Below are 22,856 nucleotides of genomic sequence, written 5' to 3'. Positions count from 1 at the left end.
GCAAGAGGCAGCACAGCCATCTCTTTATCATCAACATCAAAGAGATCCGCAACTTTCCGTCCCTGCTTCACAACAGGTTTGGCCTTTTTCTCCGAATAGTTGTCCTATTGATAGTTTCACGTATGTGAGTATTTAGGTGGGCGCCTACAACATCTCTAACACAAATTCTTAATGCACTTTCTCGATTGCGCCTCAGATACTTCCATGACAGATTGGTTGATCGATTAGATCGGAGCAAGGCTGGAGGCCGCATTTAATGGGAATATAAGGCCTAGATGTGGCGAAAAATTAACCTGCAAGCAGGAAAGGCTGAGGCAGTATGAGAAACGCATGGCAGTCCAATCAGTACTGATGACTGATTTCTGTATGGATAACTCGCCATTTGTGACCTTGCCCATTTAATGTATGGGGAGGTCGACATATAGGCCATCTGGCGATGGCCTATATAATTAATAATAAGGTTACGCTACAACCGCAGGTTTTTCTGTTAACGTTTTGTCTGCTTCTGTCATGGTTTCGTCAATTAGTGCTGACGCACCTTCCGCACCGTGCATCCAACTAACAAGCTTGTTCGAGCACAGAATCAGTAAAACACCGGCCACGGCTGACGTGATCGCAATACCACTGAAAATGGCCAAAGGACCCGCATCTCCAACATGGCTTCCAACAAACCCCGCCACATAGTTCGCCACAGCATTCGCGCAGAACCATGTGCCCATCATAACTGACATCAGTCTCAATGGTGCCAGCTTAGTGATCAAAGACAGCCCTATCGGCGACAAACACAGCTCGCCAAGTGTATGGAAGAAGTAGGCTCCGACTAACCACCACATTGACGCTTTAATGGACATGTCAGCACCTTGTTGAAGGGCAGCACCGATCATGCACACAAATCCCAACGACAAGAAGCCCATCGCCATGGCGAATTTAATCGGTGAACTCGGTTCACTCGCACCCAGTCGACGCCAAAATAACGCCAGAAGTGGTGCAAAAACAATGATGAACATAGGGTTCAGAGATTGGAACCAAGCCGCAGGCACTTCAAAACTACCCAGCATTCGGTTGGTGTAGTCTTGAGAATAAATATTCATCAAACCACCCGCTTGTTCAAATCCCGCCCAGAAAATGATCACAAACAAGCTCATTACTAGGATGACTTTAAGGCGATCACGTTCCACTTTTGTCAGCGGTTGCTTTTGTGTTGAACCAGACTGGCGGCGCTGTTCCACTGCCGCAGGTTCAACGCCAATCTTGCCCAATAAACGATTGGCAAACAGCAATTGAACAACTAGAGAGAGCAGCATACCTACGCCTGCGCATAGAAAACCTGCTTTCCATCCGTAATGGATTGATGCTGTTCCCGCAATGATCCCGGCCAGCAACGAACCCAAGTTGATACCCATGTAGAAGATAGTGAACGCGCCGTCTCGACGGTTATCTCCTTCCCCATACAGTTGACCAACCATGGTTGAAATATTGGGTTTAAATAAACCGTTCCCGACAATCAAGAAGCCCAAACCCACATAAAAGGCTTGCAGTTCAAATGGGTCAATAACGCTATTTGGCAAGGCCAGTGTGAACTGCCCGATGGCCATCAGTGCACCACCAATGATGATCGAGCGGCGCTGACCGAGGAAGTTATCCGCCAGCCATCCACCCAACACAGGGGTCAGGTAAACTAAACCGGTATAGATACCATAGAGATTCAGCGCGTCTTGTGTCGTCCATCCGAGACCGCCGTTGATTGTTTTATCAGTGAGGTAAAGCACCAAAATGGCGCGCATGGCGTAGAAAGAGAAACGTTCCCACAATTCTGTGCCGCACAGAAGGAACAAGCCGCGAGGGTGACCCAGCCAATCTGACTGTCTGTTTGAATTCATTGCGTGTTTACCGCCTATCTGATTAACTCAGCGGGAGTGAATATGGACCTCCTTTTCCTCTCAGACTCCGCTACAGGGCGTACAGACTGCCCGAATTTGATTTCCGTCGCAATTATTTCATGCAAAAAAATCATCTTCGTTTGTGTGGTTACTTTTACGCAACGCTCGCGAAAAACAAAAAAAGCTGGAATCCCATAGGGATACCCTGCTTTTTAGTGTTTTAGCCTGAGCCGTTTGTACTCACGAGCACGAACTGAATTGCACGTAAATTTGACGAGGCAGCAGGCCGTTAAGCAGTGACAGGCAAATCTGGCACCATTTTTTGACGGCGGCACAGTAGCAGCCCAAGGCCAGATAGCACTGCCATGGTCAGCAAAATTGCGCCCAGTGAAAACTGGTCGTTGACGTTCATTTTTGCCGCCAACAGTGTGAAGAAGCCTGCCGCCATATTTTGCACGCCACCTAACACCGCTCCAGCTGTGCCGGCATGTCTAGGGAACGGCGACACAGCACCCGTGGTCGCTGCGGGAAACAAGATACCTGCGCCCATGAAGTACACAAACGCACCACCGATCAAGGTTTCAATCGTAATAACACCGTTAACACCGGGTACAAATACAATCAACGCACCAAGTAGCAGTATGACTGAACCCAGTAAAAGAGATTTCGATGCCGACCAGCGGCTTTCAATCACGGTCGAAAACCAAGAACCCAACATAAAGCCAGGCAAAGGAAGGACAAACAACAGACTCACTGTGGTTGCACTCAGCGCTAGCGTACTGCCAAGTATCACACCGGCTGCCGCTTCAAATACCGAGATACCCGAAAACACTGCGATCAGACAAATTAGATACCCCTGAAACTGACGATTACTCATGACATGGTGATAGCTTTTGATCACTGAATCACGACGACGAGCTTCAGGCGGCAAAGTCTCTTGAAAGTAAACGGACATGATCAGATACACCACTGCCGCCAAGACAAACAGGAACACATAACTTGCTTGCCACTGGAAGTGGACACTCAAGAAGCCACCCAACACAGGAGCAATCAGTGGGGAGAAAATCAACCCGACACTGACCAAGCTATTTGCGCGATGTAAACGGCTGCCTTCGAAGCAATCTCGGGTTAACGTGCGCGCCATGGCTCCGCCGCTGCCAATACCCGCTCCTTGGATCACACTGCCCAAAAGGAACATGTCAAACGACGACGCTGCCAATGTAATAACGGTACCAACCAGATAAATGACAAGACCTGTCAAGATAATAGGTTTTCGACCAAAACGATCAGACAACGGCCCATAAACAAACTGAGATAGGCCATAGGGAATCAAGTAACACGCCATTACCGCTTGAAGCATGGCAGGCGAAACTTGAAAGTCGTCTGCCATCAAGGCCATTGATGGAATGTACATGGTTTGTGTCATCTGTCCGACCGCAGCCAAAATGATGATCATGAGTAGAATTCTAGATATAGGCGTTGTCGCAGACATCACCAGCGCTCCCCGTGACAAGCAAAAATTAACAAGTTTCTTTAATGCGATTCGGCGATTCGGCGATTCGAGAAGTGATATTGCGATACCCAAGTGACTTTTGGATTCAGAAAATACAGTTGCCGACGCTTATTTTTGGCAGATAGTAGTGGTGAGAGCGGAATCAAACAACATAAAAAACGTGTTTCATACACGATAAGAAATCATAGAAAGGATTAGTTTTTCTAATGCGTTTGTTTTATCAGCGATGGGCAATATAGCGTTGGGTAGAATCCAATCAAACTCTGTACATAAAAAAAGCAGCGCCATGCGCTGCTCATTCAAACGAATTCATATACCCGCTCTATCAATACACTATTCGGTCATTGTCATTGAGTTGCTTAATCAATGGACAACTTGTGGTGACCGTGTGAAATTTTCGCTTTGAGGTATTTTTTATTGCCATCTTTTATATGGGCTTGCGTGCCAACAACCGCTTCGAGATTGATACCGTATTCTTGTATCTCTTTTATCTTTTTCGGGTTGTTAGTGATCAGACGCACTGTGGTGGTATCTAATGCTTTAAGCATGTCAGCGGCATCTTCAAAGCTTCTAAGATCATCCGGAAAACCAAGATGATTATTGGCTTCGTAAGTATTCATTCCTTGGCTTTGTAGCTCATACGCATCCAGTTTATTGTAAAGCCCAATGCCACGACCTTCTTGGCGGAGATACAGCAAAATACCGCCCTGCTCGCCCATTTTCTGGATGGTTTCTTCAAGTTGTTCGCCACAATCGCAGCGTGAAGAATGAAAGACATCGCCGGTGAGACACTCGGAATGCATTCTGACCAGAGGTGCGATCTGCTGCTGATCAGCACTACTGAAGATTATCGCGACGTGCTCTTGATCCGAGTTCAGACCGTCAAATGACAGGATTTCTGCTGGAATATTGCTCCCAATACCAACATTCAACGGGACTCGTGCTCTAATTTTTGCCATCGACTGTAATTCTCTGTTTTTTTCGGTGTTAGCCGAATATGTACTGCCCTATACTGCAACACCATCATCCTAGAATTGTTATAATGTAACACTTCAAATGGTGTGGCGAGCAATCGTAACAGAAGTGTCAAGCACTGCCAACATCTCAGCGTAAGCGCCGAATAACGGCGGCTGGATTGCCAGCGACTACGGCAAAAGGCTCAATATCGCCATCAACCACGGAACCCGCCTCAACCACGACCCCTTCACCGATCGAGACACCCGCTTTGATAACACTGTTACCACCAATCACTACGTTGTTACCAATAATTATAGGCAATGAAATTTCATGCTCTCCATTTTGAACATCAAGCGGGAGTAAACTTTGTGTAATGGAGTAAATCCCGACTCCGGGACCAATCAATACGTTATTGCCTATTTCAATATGGCCACTATCAATCAGGGTACAGTTTGGCCCAATGGCGACGTTGTTTCCGATGTGGATATTCATGCCGTAGGTACATGTAAAAGGCGCTTCAACAGCAAGTCCTTTACCGCGCATGGCAAACAATTTAGTGACGACCATGTCTTGCGCATCGGCATCGGCGGGATCAATGTTATTCAGTTGCTGGCAAAGCCTGCGTGAGGCATATCGAAATTGGGTGAGCTCTGTATCAGCAGGGCTATAAGGTTTGCCCTGCTGCATTTTTTCAAATTCGGTCAACGTATCTTCCTTGATATCCGCACAACAATTTTTTGTTTATCTTTCTACTTTAGCGTGTGACCGTGGAAACATCATTGAGGGTTAACGCATATTCATCAATAAAACGACGCCCCGCAACTAACCCATCTTGATAGTCATGCTCTAGTTGAAAAGGCTTGCTTAACAAGGCACTACTCGCAAGCGGTGTGCTCGGACAGATCTGAATCAATTCGGCACGATGTGGAGGATTAGACATAAAATGAATGGCATCTTGATAGCTATGAAAGTGCTTGGTCATCATTTCCAACATATCGCTATTCACTTTCTGCCCAGACATGGCGTGTAACCGATAGATGGCATCACCGCCGTAAAGCCACCTTCCTCCGTTTTTGTGCGCACTCTTCGGCATCATTTCTTTTAGTTTCGCCCAAAGTGGCTCATGTGAATGTTCTTTGTAGCGCAGCTTGACCTCTTCCAAACGCAAAGACAGTTGCTGATGAAATTCAGATAACCGCTCAAACCGATCATCCATGCTGAGACGAGTCAGATACTCAGGCAATCGAGTCTCCACTCGGCTCCGAATATTTTCAATGAAAGTAGAGCTGATGTGGGTTCTATCTTGAGCAACGGGTTCCGTTCTGATCACCACGATGACATCTGCACCACGGTTAAACGCTTCTCTCGCCGGAATGGCCCCGCTGACCCCGCCATCAACATAATATTGATCACTGATTTGAACACTAGACGGGTAAAGCATCGGAATAGCACAAGTGGCTTTTAATACGCTTATCCAATCATCTTCAAAAAGATGAAAGTAATCAGGCTCCAACGTTTTGGTGTTCGTGACACAAGCATAGGCATAGCGATTTGCTAACACGGCCTTCGCTTTCTCGAACGCTAAACCACTGGGGTGTGTTGGCCCCATGATTTCGAGCGCCCAATCTAAATCCATGAACTGTTGTCTTCGCACATATTTAAGTAGATTGAAGAAACGATCTTGCGTGGTGTACTCGGTGATGAAACGATGGCCAAAGCCACGCTGTCGAGTGAGATAAGAAGAGATGTTCAAAGCACCGGCGGACGTACCGATATAGATTTCAAAAGGGTCAAAGCCAGCATCGAGAAAGCTGTCGAGAACACCCGCCGTATAGATGCCACGCTGACCCCCGCCTTGAGCAACAAGGGCTATACGTTTTTTTCGGCCATCTGTCGGCGTTGAGGGCGTACGAATGTAGTCCAATGAAGACGGGAAAGACGTTTGTGGATCACTGTCTTTGGAGCTCTGCACAATCACCTCTAACAAGAAGGTTTAATCAGGTACTCACATTGTACCTAGGGCTACTCGCACAGAGCCATCAATTTATGGCACGAAACGCTATGAAAACACGATTGCTACCGAAGCAAAAGTGAGAATACCGCCAAGTGCAACGAAGACGGTGGCGAGTGCGATTTTCAAGTTAATATCCATTCTGCTTCTCCTTGCCAAAAATAACTGATAACACACAATTTACACATTCATAATGTAAGCAGTTTAACAGCGCAAGCCAGAATATTCACAACCCCATCTCAGATCGTCCTTCTCTTGCATCATTTGTTTCAATTTGTGACGCAAAGCAAACCCCTTAATATCCTAGCCTAATCAGTATAATTCGCTTTATGCCAGCCATCTTAATGAAACGTTTTGAAATACTCGCCGGGATGCATAGTTACGTTGTATTTATGACTAAATTCAACAAAAAAACGCACTGTAAGCACATATGGAATGAGTATAAACACCCCCATAGATGCAACATTTCATTAACCACGCATAGTGTTAATAATTTTGAATAATTACAATTTTTCACGCTATTATTTAGACGTTTATGATGATTAAATTTTAACCATAAATTTTTATCCTCTGGATAAAACCAGAGAAATAACGATGATAAGCTTACTATTTAAGCGCTAAGCAACAATTTCGACCCAAACCTCAAATTTTGGTTAAAATAAGACCAATCAAATCGCTTTACCAAATAACAACTTTCCACTAACACCCATCACAACTTCAGTGTAATAAACTACTAATGGTTTATTTACATCGGCAATCAACCTACCCTACCCCGACAAATCGGAATTATTAGGACGATAACAGCACAAACATAAAAGATATGCGCTATTGATTTACCTATTACCAATGCTTAGTCTGCTAATAACCTCACCAATAGATGATTATTTTGTCTTGAGTGATGGGAATAGATGACAAACACAAGATCGTTGATACACACCTGCTTTTGGTGCCTCTGGAAAATAATCACCAAAAACCACAATGGCATCATGAAGCAAAACACCTCCCACTTGCGTTAACAAACAACTGCATGGGGAAAAAGGACTGGTGTTCTCAACAACAAGGAGACGTTATGAAAAGAGAACAATGGGGTTCACGCGCAGGCTTTATTCTTGCGGCAGTGGGCTCTGCAATTGGATTGGGAAATATTTGGCGTTTCCCGTATATGGCTTATGAAAACGGCGGTGGCGCATTCTTTGTTCCTTACCTTTTTGCGATGCTGACTGCTGGTATTCCCTTTATGATCATGGAGTTTGGTCTTGGCCATAAACTTCGCGGTTCTGCACCTGTCGTATTTTCAAAGCTAAACACCAAGTTTGAATGGTTAGGTTGGTTCCAAGTCGGTATTGCCGCCACCATCGCGGTGTATTATGTAGCGGTTATCGGTTGGGCAATGTCTTACGTTGGCTTTGCATTCGATCAGAGCTGGGGCACTGATACCAATGCCTTCTTCTTCAGTGAGTATCTGAAGCTAGGTGATAACTCACCAAGTAACTTAGGTAACTGGCAGTTGCACATTGCCTTGCCAATGGCACTGGCTTGGGCGATCACCTTTGCGGCTGTATTCACAGGCGTGAAAGGCGGTATCGAACGTGCTAGCAAGATCATGATGCCTTTACTGTTTGTTATGGTTCTGCTGCTTGTACTGCGCGTTGCTTTCCTACCGGGTGCTGTTGATGGCTTAAATTACTTGTTTACGCCTGATTTCAGCAAACTGACTGACACTAAGGTATGGTCAGCAGCATACGGCCAGATCTTCTTCACACTGTCTGTTGGTTTCGCCATCATGTTGGCGTACTCAAGCTACCTGCCGAAGAAGTCTGACGTCACAAACAATGCGTTCATGACTGTTCTGATCAACTGTGGTTTCTCCATCCTTGCGGGTGTACTTATCTTCTCTATTCTTGGCTACATGGCCTTGGAACAAGGGAAAGCAGTAACCGAAGTCGTCAGCGGTGGTGTTGGTTTGGCGTTCGTGACATTGCCACAAGCGATTAACCTGTTACCGGCTCCTTACATCCTTGGCCCTGTGTTCTTCCTGGCGCTGGTTGTAGCGGGTCTTAGCTCGCACATCTCTATCATTGAGGCGGTGACCTCTGCCATCATCGATAAGCTAAATGTTAGTCGTAAAGTCGCAGCCTCTTCGGTATGTGGTATCGGTGCGGTTATTTCCATGGCGTTTGCAACCAACGGCGGTCTATTGCTGCTGGATCTGGTCGATTACTTCATGAATAACGTGGCGTTGTTGGCGAGCTGCTTGATTGAGCTGGTGATTATCGGCTGGTTGGTGAAAGTCTCCGACATCCGCGCTTACGTTAATAAGGTATCTGAGTTCTCTGTTGGCGCATGGCTAGAAGTGTGTGTTCGCTTTGTTAGCCCACTGATGCTGGCTTGGATCGTTGGTACAAACCTTGTGAACACGTTCAACGAAGGTTACGGCGGTTACGCACAAAGCGACCTACTGATGTTGGGTTGGGGATTAACGGCGGCACTGATTGCTGTTGGTGTCATCATCAATATCGTTTCTTCGCCTGCTAAAAATTCAGCAGAAGCACAGGAGGCTAACGCATGACAACAGGTGCAATCATTATGATGCTAATAGGTTTTGGCATCACTTGGGGTGGCGCTGCATGGTGCATTCGTATCGCCATGAAAGCGGACAAATAATCCCCACTTAGAAAAACAAACCCCGGCGACATCGCCGGGGTTTTTATTTGTGTCACTATCTCGCTGAACACTTTATTGTTCAGCAGACACATCTAGAAGCTGTTAATGAGGATCTTATTCTCTTCCAGCATATTACTGATCACATCTTGTCCTGTTGAATTCACTGGCATGTCGAACGCATCAGCCAAATCAGCTACCGACAAATTGCTGAAGGTGATTTGTTGGTCAACATCTTCACCGTTCGATGCGAGAGACAATGTTGCTTCGTTTTCCTCGTTGTTTTCCAAAGCAACAAGGTAACTGCTGAGGTCTTCGCTTTCGATGGTATCGAGTAAGTCACTGAAATCGAGCAGGTCGAGAGACGGCGAATAATCCTGGATGACATCAACAGTCCCCTCACCTCCATCTTGTTTGAGGAAGACGAAGGTATCTGATCCTTCACCACCATACATGCTGTCAGATCCCGCTCCGCCCGAAATCAGGTCGTTGCCCAGGCCACCATCAATTATATCGTTACCTGCAAAACCATTAATCTCATTGTCATCGCTGTTACCCACCAGTAAGTTGTTGCCAGCCGTACCGTCGATGACAGCGTCAAATGCGAGGTCATTGAGGACATCGTCTGCGTCTTCTCCCGCCACGATATCGAAGGTCGCGTCTGTCATATCACCAATATCGTTTTCCAGTTTCAGATCGAAGTGCTCCAGCGCTTCTTCTGCTACGGCACTAGAATTGAGATGGTAGGCGTATTCACCTTCAATGTGACGAGGGTCGTCTTTACCAAACACAGTCAACTCACCATGCTCAGTTTGAATCACGACCGTTGAATCTGACACTTCATAAACGGTGCTATCAAGTTGTATGGATTTAATATGCCAGTGGCCAATCGTATTGTCTTCACTCAGCAGACTACCTGTTGCAAGGAAACTGCCGTCAAGCTGAGCGACAACAGCTTGCTCTTCAACTGCAAGCACACTGTCGACACTGAGCATCTCAGCAAAGTCTTCATCGCTGACAAACTCGATATTACTTTCAGTGATGTCTTCCACATCGACGTTTTCCAGTCGAAGCGAATAATCACCAATGGTAAGCACGGTATCCGCCCCATCTTGAGCCAAGCCAAGCGCTGCAAGTGACAGCATGCCAATTGAACGAGGTATAACGATTTTGTCATCTCTCGCACTGAAATCGACAACCGTATCATTACCCTTGCCGTCATAGGCGACGACGTTATTGCCGCTGCCTAACTGAATGGCGTTGTTTCCTTCACCACCATAAGCAATATCACTGCCGCTGCTGCCAGACAGAACGTCATTGCCGTCACCACCTAGCATCAAGTCGTCACCGCTACCGCCATTAATATCGTCATTACCGCGACCACCGACCAGTGTGTCATTGTCATTAGCGCCAGACAATTTATCGTTGCCATCACCACCAAAGACAACATCGTCACCTTCACTGCCTGACAAGGTATCATCGCCTTTGCCACCTTTGACGATGTCGTTGCCAACACCACCGTAAGCAATGTCGTTACCCTCTCCACCGGAGATATTGTCGTTTCCTTCAGCGCCGTAGAGCTTGTCAGCACCAAGGCCGCCTTTCAGTGTATCGTTTCCTTCACCGCCTTGGAGTTCATCGTTACCACGACCACCCAACAAGACATCGTTGCCTTCATCACCGTGAATAACGTCATTGCCTCGACCGCCGTTTAACGTGTCATTGCCTTCGCCGCCGTCCAATTCATCTGCGCCTTTGCCGCCAACAAGCATATCGTCGCCGGATTCGCCAATCAGTAGATCATTACCTAAACCGCCATAGAGTGCATCGTCGCCTGTACCACCTTTCAATTCATCGTTGCCACGACCACCGTTTAACACATCATCGCCAGCATCGCCTTTCAGGTAATCACTGCCTTTACCGCCATTAATGGCATCATCGTCAGCCCCACCAAAGATCCGGTCAGCGCCGAGGCCACCGTATAGCTGGTCATTGCCGCTACCGCCGTAAACCTCATCGTTGCCCTGTCCTCCACGGGCAATGTCATCGCCATTACCGCTTTGGAGCACATCTTTACCTTTGCCACCATTCAAGGTGTCTTCACCATCGCCGCCATAAAGGGCATCAGCGCCTAAGCCGCCGTTCAGCACATCACTACCGATCCCGCCCTGCAATTCATCATTGCCAAGACCACCATTTAGCGTGTCGTTACCGTCTTCACCGCGAAGCACATCTTTACCAGCACCGCCGTAAAGCGCATCGTTACCCGTGCCGCCTTTAAGTTCATCGTTGCCGCGGCCGCCGTTTAAGGTATCGTCACCCGCATCGCCTTTTAGGTAATCGCTGCCTTTACCGCCATAAATAGCATCATCGTCAGCCCCACCAAAGAGCCGGTCAGCGCCGAGGCCACCGTATAGCTGGTCATTGCCGCTACCGCCGTAAACCTCGTCGTTGCCCTGTCCTCCACGGGCAATGTCATCGCCATTACCGCCTTGGAGCACATCTTTACCTTTGCCACCATTCAAGGTGTCTTCACCATCGCCGCCATAAAGTGCATCAGCACCTAGGCCACCCTTGAGTACGTCATTGCCGACGCCGCCTTGCAATTCGTCGTTACCACGACCACCCGCAAGCACATCATCCCCAATGCCACCATTCAGGTAATCCGAGCCGCGACCGCCGTTTAAAGTGTCATTACCCGTTTCGCCGAAAATACGGTCATTGCCATTACCACCATTGATAACATCCGCATTGCCAGTGAATTCATAAACAATGCCATCGACCTGGACGGTTTCGTATATTTCAGTAATCGAAATACCGTCGATAAGAGCGCCATAGCCGTCCGATTTTCCTTCACCTTGCAGCGTAACGGTAATGTTCTCTGTGCCAACTGGCACGACAAATAAGGCGTCGTAAGACACAAAGCTCGCATTTGACTGCGTATTATCAAAATATTGGTTATAGATGACATTGCCACCTTGATCGGTGATCGTCACAGAAAAAGGACTCGTTTCGGTATCACTGCCTTTGTAGCGATTAGCGTAATCGAAACTCAGCTCAAGAGGGATTTCATCATTTTGAGCAAAGGATTCAACATTGATCGTCTGCTGCACCGTCGCGTTCTTATTGGTATCTAACTCCATCACCGTGTTGGTGTTGTCATTAGATGGCCCACCGCCGAAACCGCCTTGTTGCAGTTCCATTTTAACGTTATCTGGCGTACTCCAACCTGCAACGTCTTCATCATTGAACAAGCCCCATTTCGCACCGGCATCGTCACCCCACGCTTCAAAGTCACCGTTGAAGAGCAAGTTATCGCCTCGGGTAGCATTGTCAGCATTGTCGCCATAAAGAACGTCACTGCCTCTGCCACCGTTCAGCGTGTCGTTGCCGTCGCCACCTTTCATTTCATCTGTGCCATTACCACCGAACAACGCATCATCGCCAGCATCACCTTTGATGTAGTCATTGCCGTTTCCGCCTCTTACGGTGTCATTGTCGTCACCGCCAAACAGGCGATCTGCGCCATTGCCACCATTCAGAATATCGTCGCCTTGAGCGCCATAAATCTCATCTTGCCCTTTACCACCTGACAAGGTGTCATCACCATTGCCGCCTTGAAGTAAATCGTTACCTCGACCGCCATTTAAGGTGTCATTACCGTCACCACCAAAAAGGCTATCCGCGCCACGTCCACCGAAGAGTTGATCGTCACCCGTGCCGCCTTGTAATTCGTCACTTCCCCGTCCGCCCTTGAGAACGTCATCACCTGAACCGCCGTTCAGGAGATCATCACCACGTTGTCCAAGCAGCGTATCATCGCCTTCTTCGCCATAAACAACGTCATCACCCTCGCCAGCTTTTATGGTGTCGTTGTCCGTGCTAACAACCGCTTGGATAGCGGAAACATCAAACAGAACATCATCATAATCGCGGTCGCCTAAGCCCCATAAGTCTTCCCAGCCCGATGTTTCACCATCAAATCGCTCGTGGTCTCCACCATCGCCATTAAGTTCTGAATTGGATACAAAGACATTGGCGCTAACGCCATCTTGAATAACTTGAGGGGGGCTAGAAACAAGATCGAGTTCGACCGATCCGTTGTCAAAACCAACGTTGTAGCCATTAGGGACGAGAAACATACCGACAGCATCAGCGTTTAAAGCAGGTGTGATTGTCACCGAAGCGCCTGATACTTCTTTGACATTATCTGCCAAAATTTGTGCTTCAAGTACGAGCCCATTTTCGTCGAGCACGTAGTACCCTAAGCTACTTTTGAACCCCGCCGAGCTAGTCATACTGCTTAACTCAAGCTTGATGGGTCCATCGCCTTGAATGCTGAATAGGCTGCTGTCATCTGCGTGAGACAGCTGAATGTCAGATGGGGAAGGCGCAGTGTCACTGCCGTTACCCATCACTACGTCGTCACCACCACCAGCAGTGATCACGTCATCCCCCAAGCCACCATAGATCTTATCGTTGAGCGCAGAGCCTGCGATCACGTCGTCAGCTTGTGTTCCGTAAATAATCTCATCTGCCATTCAAATCACCTAAAGTCATCAATCTTTTTTACCTTAATTCAGAATTTAGACCTGATAGACAGATGTTCCAACCATGCAATATGAGTCTCATTTATGGAATGCGATAACAAAAAGAGGCAACTGAAAATAAGCGTTTTAATTGATTGAAATATCACCAGTAATTTTGAGCGATCTGATGCATATTGCGAATAGGCCGAATATGACCAGAAATAAAAAATGTTAAAAATATTTTCACGTCGGTTAAAAAATGGGCAAAAGCTGATTTTTGCTAGACATCAAGCCATTAAATCTGCCCGTAAAGTCTGCGGTTTTTTCACAGCCCATCACCGTTCAGTCCTTCATCAAGCCTAATTTGTTTCGTCACTAACTCCTTAATTTGCGTGTTTCGCGCTAGCACTCCCCCTTATTCTCTAAGATAATACGTGGCTTACGAAGAAGAATAAGAGGTACACCTTCAATGGTTAATCAGAAGCGGATCCTAGTGGTGGATGACGATTTAGAAATCCGCGAACTGCTTCAGGAATACTTGTCAAAATCCGGCTATAGCGTCACAACGGCGCAAAACGGACAAGAAATGAAAGCCAAGCTTGCTGTGCAGTACCCCGACCTTATTCTTCTCGATGTCATGCTACCGGGTGATGACGGCTTTACGCTGTGTAAATACGTTCGTCAAGATTCCAGTGTCCCGATCATTATGCTCACCGCGGTATCCGATGAAATGGATCAGATCATTGGGCTAGAACTCGGGGCGGACGATTACATTGCCAAGCCGTTTAGTCCTAGACAACTTATCGCGCGAATTCGCGCCTTGCTTCGCCGCACACAGCAGCTACAAGAAACAACAATGTCGAAGCCAAAAGCAATTCGCTTTGCGCAATGGCGACTTGACCCTGTTACTCAACGTCTCAACCATCAGGTCACAGGCCAAGATGTTGAAATGACATCTGCCGATTTTGCACTGCTGATGCTGTTTATCGAAAACCCGCACACTATGTTGGATCGCAATGCGATTTCTAACGCAACGCGAGGCCGAGAAGCGCAACCACAAGAGCGAGGAATTGATGTGCAAGTCAGTCGTCTTCGCCAGCGTCTGAAAGACAACGGCCGTCAATCCACGATCATAAAAACGGTGCGCGGCAACGGATACATTTTCGTTGCAGATATCACGTATGAATCTTAAACAATATTTCTGGCCGCGTTCGCTGCTCTCACGAACGCTGATCTTAACCGTGCTGTCCGTCATCCTCGCGCAGAGTATTGCCAGTTTTTACTGGTATACCCAATCGAAGCAACGCGAAGTCGACGGCTTAAAATCCGCGTCAGAAAGCATGGCGCAGATGTTTGCCTCCACGACAACATTCTTTCAATCTCTGCCGGTTGAATACCGCCATATTGCTCTCGACCAGCTGCGAAATATGGGGGGGGCGCGTTTCTTCGTCTCATTTAACACGGAAGAAATCCACATCGTGCCTGTCGAAGAAAGTTTTGCTAAACGCGAAGCGGTGAAAACAATTGAAGAGGTGCTGCGAAAAGAGCTACCAAAGGTCGATGCCATTCATGTTGAATTCTCTCGTCCTGAAACGCTCCGCGTACTAAATAACAGCTTACTGCTTTCCGATCTTCCTAAATCATGGGCCCACCATACCCTAAGCTTGGAGCCACTGAATCCGCCAATTTTGGTGGTACAAATCGAGCTAACCAAAGACCAGTGGGTCTACATTGCCGCAGTGTTGCCAGCGCCATATATCACGTTAGGAAATGACTTAGTCAACGCCGACCAAATTGTATTCTTGTTTGCAATTACCACCCTACTATTGGTGTTTACTTTTACTTTAATCCGCAACCAGACCCGTCCTCTTAAACGTTTGGCGCAAGCCGCCAACCGCTTAAGCACAGACATAGAACAACCTGAGCTGGTAGAAGAAGGCGCCAGTGAGATCACCACAGTGACTCGCGCCTTTAACCTGATGCAAAAGCGCATGCAACGCTACATGCATGACAGGGAGAAATTATTTGGCGCGATTTCACACGATTTAAAAACGCCAATTACCCGACTTCGCCTGCGCGCTGAACTGATAGATGACGAAGTGCAAGCCGCCAAAATCAATAAAGATTTGGATGAACTCGAAATCATGGTGAAAGGTGCGTTGCAAACGGTAAAAGACACCGACATCCATGAAAACGTCTCCCAAATCGATGTATTGAAAATCATCACCAGTATCGCTGAAATCCATAATCAACAACGCCAACGCGTCATTATTCGTGGCGAACAGAAGCTGCCTTTCAGTTGCAAACCGCTCGCATTTAAGCGCTGTTTAACTAACCTTATCGACAACGGGGTGAAATATGGCGACGAAGTCATCGTCTACGTGCATGACAATGACAAGTCACTTGATATCACCTTGCTCGACAATGGCCCCGGTATTCCCGAGGAGTTTCTCAAAAAGGTGTTTGACCCGTATTTCCGGCTGCATACAGACCTTCATGGAACAGGCCTTGGCTTGGGCATTGCTAAAAATATCATTCGTGCGCATGGCGGAGAGCTTATCTTATCCAACCGCGCCACTGGCGGCCTTCAAATTGATATCGCGTTCCCGAAGGTAGACCAATGAGATTCTTGCCTTTAATACTCGCACTGAGCCTCGCTTTCCCTGTCGCCTCAGACACTCATGAAGATATCAATAAAACCCCAGATATAAGCGGTCTACCCTCCAAGACGAATAACGAAGTGGAAGTGCTGCACTGGTGGACAAGTGGTGGCGAAGCGCTGGCGGTCAACGCGCTAAAAGATATGATGAAAGAAAAAGGCCATAAGTGGAAAGATTTCGCCGTCGCAGGTCGTGCGGGAGAAAGCGCCATCAATACACTTCGCACTCGGGCGTTATCAGGCAACCCACCGGATGTGGCACAAATTAAAGGCCCCGAAATTCAAGAATGGGGAGAGCTAGGCTTTCTCGTTAACATTGATGATGTGGCCGAAGAACAGCGTTGGAATGAACTGGTGCCCGCTCGCGTCTCTGACTACCTGAAAGTCGATGGTCATTATGTTGCTGCCCCTTTCAATATTCATCGCGTCAATTGGCTTTGGGCGAATCCTGACGTGTTTGCACAAGCAGGCGCTGAATTACCACAATCAATGGATGAATTTTTTATTGCCGCTGAAAAAATCAAAGCAGCAGGCTTCATTCCACTCGCGCTAGGAAGCGAAGCCTGGCAAGAAACCACCTTATTTGAATCCATTGCCTTGGCCATAATGGGTACTGATGATTTCCGCAAAGCATTTAGTGAACACAATTCGGACTTGCTCACGGGTGAAAAAATGCGCGAGACATTGCTGACGCTGCGTCGAATGAAGCAATATACCGACGCTGATAGCCCCGGAAGAAATTGGAGTGATACCACGTCACTGGTCATCGAAGGGAAAGCTGCCATGCAGATGATGGGCGACTGGGCCAAAGGAGAGTTCCTCGCCGCCAACAAAGTCTCAGGTAAAGACTTTGTGTGTATACCCGCGCCCGGAACTGCCAATCAGTTTTCTTTTAACATCGACAGCTTTGTGTTTTTCAAAAGCAGTGACCCACAACAAACAGCGTCTCAGAAAGAGTTGGCAAAGCTTATCCTAGAACCCGACTTTCAAGAGGAATTTAACCTAAGTAAAGGTTCAATCCCTGTGCGTGTTGATATCAACATGACCCGTTTCGACCCCTGTGCACAAGATGCCATGCAAGCATTTTTGCGTGCAGCAGCGACCGATAATTTGGTCGCCAGTTTGTCACACAACATGGCAATAGGCCGAGCCTCTCAAGTCGCCCTTTTTGATGTTATTTCACGCTATTACAATGACGATGAAGTTAATATCGACGAAACTATGCGTCATATTCGCGCGGCAGTGTTAGCAGACAAACTTTAAGCATCCTACCTGGTGTTACAAACGCGAACACAGTGCCATTGCTACTCCCACTACTACCCACTCAGCGGGTAAGAAAACGCATGGCGACAGTGTACGGGGATAATATTATTTAAAATGTCACCCAAGTCGCTCAATGAGTGTGCCCTGAAATTTTCTCGATGAAACATGCACCTTGAGGAAGTTTGGGTATACCATTACCATGACAATTATAAAAATAAGCCGTTCTTCACGGCTATTACCTTCGACTAAAAAGGATTTGCGATATGAGTCGTTCAGCCCTGCTTCTTTTAGCTACTCTTCTTCCAGGAATTGCTGTCGCCAAGGACATCAATCAGATTGATCCTCTATGCGCTACTCAGAAATATCATAACTATGTAAACGCTTCGATTTCATGGTACGAGAGTCTGGTTGATCTGACGATCAAGAAAGATCCCAAGCTAGACGATGTTGCAAACTGGTTCCTCGAAGGCCGCCGAAACCACTTCATGTTAAATGATGAAGCCTTTGATTATTATGTAGAGAATGATCCAAGCAAGCTTAACTTTGATGCACCTGTGGAATCTTGGTTGAACTTGACCCAAGAAGACATCAAAACATTGAGCAATTCATCCGGTGTGCTGGCAGACGCTGCAAAAAAAGTGTTCGAATTCCGTCAAGGACAAGCTCACCAAGGTAACTATGACCTTCGTTCTGCATTGGCGGACTTGCTCAGCCAACCGAAAGAAATCAAAGTACCGCTTGAACGCTACAACAATGAGATGAAGAATCTGGCGGAAACCCAATGTGATAAGCAGTCTTAATCACGTACCACAGAAAAGGCAGTTCAATGTGAACTCCCTTTTCTGTGTAATGACACCAGAATATACAACGCCATACTCATAATATGTTTCGCCGTGTTTTCGCAGTCATGTAGTATCGCGCAACCCAAGTAGATCAATTTTTAAGTAAGCATCCCAAAATGGTAAATGAGAAAAAGAAGGCAGAAGCGTCACTCAAGAGCCTTCACCGCATTTTCACTGTGCCGGAAGCCCCCCATTCAACCTTGGGCACTATCGAGCAAGCAATCTCGCAAAATCTTAACCGTTTCTTGCAAGATCATATTATTGCTACCGATTACTCACTGACTGAAATAGAAAAAGACTTCAGTGATGCCAATGTGCCTGAACAACCTTCATTCGTGTCAGACCACACCGAGTTTTTGCTGGAAAAACTGGTTGCGCAATCAGTCCATACGTCTTCTCCTCGCTTTATTGGACATATGACATCAGCACTCCCTTACTTCCTGATGCCGCTCTCCAAGATCATGATTGCGCTCAATCAGAACACGGTGAAAATTGAAACGTCAAAGGCATTTACCCCGTTAGAGCGCCAAGTTCTAGGCATGCTGCATAACCTTATTTATCAGCGTGACAAGCCTTTCTATGACAATTGGATGCACAGCGCCGAACATTCGTTAGGCGCATTTTGTTCAGGCGGTACAATCGCCAACATCACAGCACTTTGGGTAGCCCGAAACGAAGCCCTAAAAGCAAACGCTGATTTCAAAGGTGTCGCGGAAGAAGGTCTTTTCCGTGCAATGAAGCACTATGGTTATGACGATCTGGCCATTATCGTGTCAGAACGCGGCCATTACTCCCTGAAAAAATCTGCAGATGTGTTGGGTATCGGTCGCGAATCACTGATCGCAGTGCCAACAGACGAGCACAACCGCATTCGTATCGACAAATTGGAAGAAACCGTTGAAACGCTGAAAGCGAAGAATATTAAACCTTTCGCGCTGGTTGGCGTGGCAGGCACAACCGAAACAGGCAACATCGACCCATTAAATGCCATGGCAGATATTGCCGAGCGTGAAGGTATGCACTTTCATGTTGATGCGGCTTGGGGTGGTGCGAGCTTGCTGTCCAACAATCAACGCCCTAAGTTAAACGGCATTGAACGCGCAGACTCCGTCACCATTGATGCACACAAACAAATGTACGTGCCAATGGGCGCGGGCATGGTGATATTCAAAGACCCTTCACTGGTGTCAGCCATTGAACACCATGCTGATTACATCTTGCGCAAAGGCTCAAAAGATTTAGGCAGCCATACGCTAGAAGGGTCGCGTGGCGGAATGGCCATGCTGCTATTTGCCAGCCTCAATATTATTGGCCGACAAGGTTATGAATTGTTGATCGACCAAAGTGTTGAGAAAGCGAACTACTTTGCCAACCTGATTGCGGAGCAGCCTGACTTTGAGCTGATCAGTGAACCCGAACTGTGTTTGCTGACTTATCGCTATGTACCAGAAGATGTTCGCCGCGCTTTCGCTATTGCGACACCCGATCAAAAAGATGCCATTCATAAACGACTTAACGATCTGACGGTTTTCATTCAAAAACGACAACGCGAAGCGGGACAGAATTTTGTGTCGCGCACCACCTTGACACCAAACTACCTTGATAGACGTTCTACGCATGTATTTCGCGTGGTACTGGCTAACCCGCTCACAACAAAAGCGATCTTACAAGATGTACTCGATGAGCAGCGCGATATCGCCAAACAAAGCACGCTTGCCTACCCAGAACTGATGGCGATGACGCGACGTATTCTTGGCTAATATTGTCGTCGTTTTCAAACACTGATAAATGACCAATCGACATTGCCGCCTTGCGCGGCTTTTTCATTTTTGCGATAGCTAACTCACTGAAAAAACACCTAGCTTTCGCCTTGATTGCTACGCTTATATCCAGCAGCACGACAAGGAATGAGTCACGCAGGAGAAGTGAAGATGCAGCCACTGGGATTTGAACTAAAAGCACTGGATGTGTTTGTCACTACGGCAAAAAGCGGCAACATGACGGCAACGGCGTCTCAACTCAACATGTCACAATCGGCGGTATCACAGATATTGGCCAACCTAGAAACCAACCTTGGGGTAAAATTACTTGATCGCAGTGTGCGCCCTATAGAGCTTACTGTCGCGGGTCGTTACTTTTATGATCAGTCCGTGCATCTTTTAGAGCAAGCTTACAAAACGCAGCATGAAGTCACCAAAGGCAGTTTCGACAGCTTACATTTGGTCAGAATCGCCATGGTTGATTCACTCGCGGCGACCGTCGGACAACCGCTGATTGAGGTCATTAAAAAGCACACTGAAAACTGGACCATGATGACGGGTTACTCCCATCTCCACCAGCAAGGGCTACTGAGTCGCAGTATTGATATTATCATTTCTGATGATGTGCTCGAAAAACAAGATAACCTCAGACGTTGCCAAATTCTCAAAGAACCCTTCGTTTTAGTCATACCTCGACAGTTTCACGAAAGATTCCCCGATTTATGTACTTCATTACCCGCCATGAGCAAACATTTAGACATGGTTCGCTATAGCGAACAAAGCCTTATTGGTCAATCGATTGAAACCTACCTACATCAACAGGGGTTAGACGCTCCCGACCGTATGCAACTAGACAATACTTATGCGGTTTTATCCGCCGTAGCGCAAGGTCTTGGTTGGGCGCTCACTACCCCATTGTGTTTGATGCAAGGCGAGCTATTCCGACAGCAAATCACGTGCTTACCATTACCTGAAAAAGACACATTTTTCAGATACCTGACTTTAATTGCTCGTAGAAACGAATTGGGTAATCTTCCAGAAACATTGGCGAATGACAGCTGCAAAATACTTCGCCAGCACTACTTAGCCAAAATTCGACAAGATCACCCATGGCTGGATGGGAAAATCCGCATTGGTCGATACTCAACCGTCTAACGCCACGACCTACTATTAGTGTTGCTTATAGTGCTGCCTTACTTAACGTGATTGTTGTGGCAGTTTCTTTGCATCCTCTCCTACCTTAATTTCATTAGTCCGTTACCGAACGCCAGACTCTGAAGGTAAAGCCCGTGGTTCTGGCCGCGTCTACTATCGTTGATCAGTAAGCCATAAGTTGGATTCAGTAACGAAACAGCGTTTATCGAGCCGTTCGGCAGCATGATATTGGCAAAAATAGGAGCGGGAATGGAAGCGCGCGAAGTAAAAACAATCGCTGACGCAAAGCACATCGTCGAAGAGAGAAAACTCACTCATGTCAAAGTGGGACTTTTCGATAACGATGGCGTCATGCGCGGTAAGTACATGTCGAAAGAGAAATTCTTCTCATCTTTAGACGGCGGCTTTGCTTTTTGTGATGTGGTTTTAGGCTGGGATGTTAAAGACCAGCTTTATGACAACGTGAAATTCACAGGCTGGCACACAGGCTATCCTGATGCCCCTGCACGGATCTTGCCTGAAACCTGCCGTGAAGTGCTCGATGAAGACGGCATGGTGTTGTTTATCGCAGAATTTTCAGGCGCGGCTGAAGCCGTGTGCCCACGAGCAACCCTCAGACGCGTACTCGATAAAGCCGAAGCAATGGGCTTTGACGCCTACGCTGCGCTCGAATACGAATTCTTTATCTTCGATGAAACGCCTCAGTCAGTGCGTGAGAAAGGTTTCCGAAACCTCAAAACCATCACGCCCGATTGGTTCGGCTATTCAATGATTCGTAATTCAACCTATTCCGGTTTGTATAAAGCCATTCTCGCCATGAGTGAATCCATGGATTTCCCCATTGAAGGCATTCACTCAGAAACAGGCCCTGGCGTGATCGAAGCGGCGCTCGCCTATGACTCCGCACTCAATGCAGCCGACAAAGCGGCGTTGTTCAAAACCTACATGAAGGTGCTCGCGCAGAAAAACGACATGATGGCGACCTTTATGGCGAAGTGGAGTAACGATTACCCCGGTCAAAGCGGTCACATTCACATTTCGCTGCGAGACAAAACCAGTGGGAAAAACGCGTTCTATGCGCCCGATGCTGAACTGAACATGAGTGATATCCAGCGCCACTTTTTGGCAGGACAGCAGCGCCTCATGCCACAGTTTTTGTGCATGATTGCACCTTCGATTAACAGCTATTCACGCATGATCCCCGGCTTTTGGGCACCGACCGATGCAACCTGGGGCGTTGAAAACCGCACCACGTCACTACGTGTTATTCCTGGTTCTGAAAAATCTCAGCGCATTGAATATCGTCTAGGCGCAGCAGACGCGAACCCTTACCTCGCACTCGCTGCAGCGCTGGCCTCCGGTCTGTATGGCATTGAACACAAACTCGAACCTTATGACCGCATCATCGGTAATGCGTATGAAATGACGCATCCACAGGAACTTCAGCTCCCTCGTACGCTTTGGGAAGCAGCGCAGTCATTCAAACACTCAGATGCCGCCAAATCCATGCTAGGAGAAGCCTTTGTTGAACACTTTGCTGCCTCACGAGAATGGGAAGAAAGAGAGTTCCGCAAACACGTGACAGATTGGGAATTAGACCGTTATTTCGAAATTATCTAGGTGCTA

The 22,856-nt window shown here is 47.2% G+C and carries 16 protein-coding genes and 1 riboswitch; of the genes, 9 read left to right on the top strand and 7 right to left on the bottom strand.

The features are described from left to right. Positions 1 to 3: 3 nt before the first annotated feature. Positions 4 to 93, bottom strand: a riboswitch (cyclic di-GMP riboswitch). 368 nt (positions 94 to 461) lie between these two features. From ACED36_RS12175 to ACED36_RS12150, 6 genes are all read right to left on the bottom strand, one after another. Then, entirely contained in the window at positions 462 to 1,880 is a 1,419-nt protein-coding gene (locus ACED36_RS12175) for a peptide MFS transporter (RefSeq protein WP_016958241.1), read from the bottom strand. Positions 1,881 to 2,169: 289 nt separating this feature from the next. Then, positions 2,170 to 3,372, bottom strand: a complete 1,203-nt coding sequence (gene emrD / locus ACED36_RS12170) for a multidrug efflux MFS transporter EmrD (RefSeq protein WP_029486144.1) — start codon at positions 3,370 to 3,372, stop codon at positions 2,170 to 2,172. A gap of 380 nt (positions 3,373 to 3,752) precedes the next feature. Next, positions 3,753 to 4,352, bottom strand: a complete 600-nt coding sequence (gene ribA, locus ACED36_RS12165; RefSeq protein ID WP_016958244.1) for a GTP cyclohydrolase II — start codon at positions 4,350 to 4,352, stop codon at positions 3,753 to 3,755. A gap of 145 nt (positions 4,353 to 4,497) precedes the next feature. Next, positions 4,498 to 5,055, bottom strand: a complete 558-nt coding sequence (locus ACED36_RS12160; protein WP_016958245.1) for a sugar O-acetyltransferase — start codon at positions 5,053 to 5,055, stop codon at positions 4,498 to 4,500. 49 nt (positions 5,056 to 5,104) lie between these two features. Continuing rightward, positions 5,105 to 6,322: a patatin family protein gene (locus ACED36_RS12155; RefSeq protein WP_371733322.1), complete on the bottom strand. Its 1,218-nt coding sequence runs from the start codon at positions 6,320 to 6,322 to the stop codon at positions 5,105 to 5,107. 87 nt (positions 6,323 to 6,409) lie between these two features. After that, on the bottom strand, positions 6,410 to 6,502 hold the full coding sequence (locus ACED36_RS12150) for a YnhF family membrane protein (RefSeq protein WP_016958247.1): 93 nt from the start codon (positions 6,500 to 6,502) through the stop codon (positions 6,410 to 6,412). A gap of 928 nt (positions 6,503 to 7,430) precedes the next feature. Here ACED36_RS12150 and ACED36_RS12145 point away from each other — a divergent pair. Together ACED36_RS12145 and ACED36_RS12140 are read left to right on the top strand one after the other, a co-directional pair. Beyond that, positions 7,431 to 8,930: a sodium-dependent transporter gene (locus ACED36_RS12145; protein WP_016958248.1), complete on the top strand. Its 1,500-nt coding sequence runs from the start codon at positions 7,431 to 7,433 to the stop codon at positions 8,928 to 8,930. After that, positions 8,927 to 9,025: a MetS family NSS transporter small subunit gene (locus ACED36_RS12140; protein WP_016958249.1), complete on the top strand. Its 99-nt coding sequence runs from the start codon at positions 8,927 to 8,929 to the stop codon at positions 9,023 to 9,025. Before ACED36_RS12145 ends, ACED36_RS12140 begins: the two co-directional genes overlap by 4 nt. A gap of 92 nt (positions 9,026 to 9,117) precedes the next feature. On the opposite strand, the gene ACED36_RS12135 is transcribed toward ACED36_RS12140, so the two are convergent. Continuing rightward, a complete protein-coding gene (locus ACED36_RS12135; RefSeq protein ID WP_371733321.1) occupies positions 9,118 to 13,563 on the bottom strand; it encodes a calcium-binding protein in 4,446 nt (1,481 codons plus the stop codon). A 457-nt stretch (positions 13,564 to 14,020) separates the two neighbouring features. Between ACED36_RS12135 and ACED36_RS12130 the strand changes: the two genes are divergently transcribed. From ACED36_RS12130 to ACED36_RS12100, 7 genes are all read left to right on the top strand, one after another. After that, a complete protein-coding gene (locus tag ACED36_RS12130; protein WP_016958251.1) occupies positions 14,021 to 14,743 on the top strand; it encodes a response regulator in 723 nt (240 codons plus the stop codon). Then, the gene (locus ACED36_RS12125) at positions 14,733 to 16,175 is read left to right on the top strand and encodes an ATP-binding protein (RefSeq protein WP_016958252.1); all 1,443 of its coding nucleotides are present in this window, start codon (positions 14,733 to 14,735) and stop codon (positions 16,173 to 16,175) included. Before ACED36_RS12130 ends, ACED36_RS12125 begins: the two co-directional genes overlap by 11 nt. Continuing rightward, positions 16,172 to 17,473, top strand: coding sequence for an ABC transporter substrate-binding protein (locus ACED36_RS12120; RefSeq protein ID WP_017003992.1), 1,302 nt, complete (start codon positions 16,172 to 16,174; stop codon positions 17,471 to 17,473). The genes ACED36_RS12125 and ACED36_RS12120 overlap by 4 nt, the downstream gene beginning before the upstream one ends. Positions 17,474 to 17,736: 263 nt before the next feature. Further along, positions 17,737 to 18,273, top strand: a complete 537-nt coding sequence (locus ACED36_RS12115) for a hypothetical protein (RefSeq protein ID WP_016958254.1) — start codon at positions 17,737 to 17,739, stop codon at positions 18,271 to 18,273. 158 nt (positions 18,274 to 18,431) lie between these two features. Next, positions 18,432 to 20,075, top strand: coding sequence for a pyridoxal-dependent aspartate 1-decarboxylase PanP (panP, locus tag ACED36_RS12110; protein ID WP_017006747.1), 1,644 nt, complete (start codon positions 18,432 to 18,434; stop codon positions 20,073 to 20,075). A 147-nt stretch (positions 20,076 to 20,222) separates the two neighbouring features. Then, entirely contained in the window at positions 20,223 to 21,230 is a 1,008-nt protein-coding gene (locus tag ACED36_RS12105; RefSeq protein ID WP_241823386.1) for a LysR family transcriptional regulator, read from the top strand. Between the two features lie 249 nt (positions 21,231 to 21,479). After that, positions 21,480 to 22,850, top strand: coding sequence for a glutamine synthetase family protein (locus tag ACED36_RS12100; RefSeq protein ID WP_016958257.1), 1,371 nt, complete (start codon positions 21,480 to 21,482; stop codon positions 22,848 to 22,850). Positions 22,851 to 22,856 lie beyond the last annotated feature (6 nt).

Source organism: Enterovibrio sp. FF113 (assembly GCF_041439165.1).
Taxonomy (GTDB): domain Bacteria; phylum Pseudomonadota; class Gammaproteobacteria; order Enterobacterales; family Vibrionaceae; genus Enterovibrio; species Enterovibrio norvegicus_A.
This window is presented reverse-complemented; position numbering and strand designations above follow the sequence as displayed.